Origin of the sequence: Psychrobacter glacincola, from assembly GCF_904846215.1 — a bacterium.
In the GTDB taxonomy this organism is placed as follows: Bacteria; Pseudomonadota; Gammaproteobacteria; order Pseudomonadales; family Moraxellaceae; genus Psychrobacter; species Psychrobacter glacincola.
In genome coordinates this window covers 1-698 of the sequence record NZ_CAJGZK010000074.1, presented here as the reverse complement: position 1 = coordinate 698, position 698 = coordinate 1, and the positions used below count along the sequence as shown (strand labels likewise).

General features: G+C 45.1%; 1 protein-coding gene. It reads right to left on the bottom strand.

Going from position 1 to position 698, the window contains the following annotated elements:
• Window positions 1-698, bottom strand: a 698-nt coding sequence (locus tag JMW90_RS13480) for a PAAR domain-containing protein (protein ID WP_227691977.1), incomplete at both ends; no start/stop codon positions are given.

Sequence of the window (698 nt, the reverse complement as noted above, 5' to 3'; positions counted from 1 at the left end):
GCTCTGATGATGACACTGGAAATCGCAGCGCCTCCTTCTCCTTTTAGCTTACTACCAATATAAGCATCTCTACTTGATATGTCTATCTCCCCTTGATAGGTAGCATGACCTACCTCATGACTGAGCGCATGCAGAGCCATAGCGGGCTTATCTCTATAATATTCAGAAACTACTATTTCTCTATCTTCATAATTAGTATATGTTCCTCCAGAATCAGGACCATACATTATGTTCCAATCTGCTTCTTGCAAATCTTTGATATTTTCCTGCAAAGTAGGTGAGTCAGCTGCAATTTTATCAACGTCATCACCTAAATTAGTAATGACATAGTCATCTTCAATAGGCTCCTCATCATCCTCTACAAAGCTATTCCCAAATAAAGCATCAGGCTCCGACTTCGCAAACACCAAAGGCGCTGCCTGTGCAATACTGCCAACATCAAAGTCAGACTCTGCAAACGCTTGCTGAATCACAATCAGCTTAGCGTCGCAGCTAGTGACATCGCCGTCGCGAGCAATAGGTGCGCCATCGACAATAAAGGATGCATCACCACTAAGAATAGTGGTCACCTTTTTGCATTTCTTACAGATGACTTTATCGCCTTTACGCGCGACTGGGATACCGTTATGAGTGGTGTGCGGTGAGCCGGAGATGACCGTCCCACCGTGAGAGGTCTTTGCGCCGACGGTGATATAGGC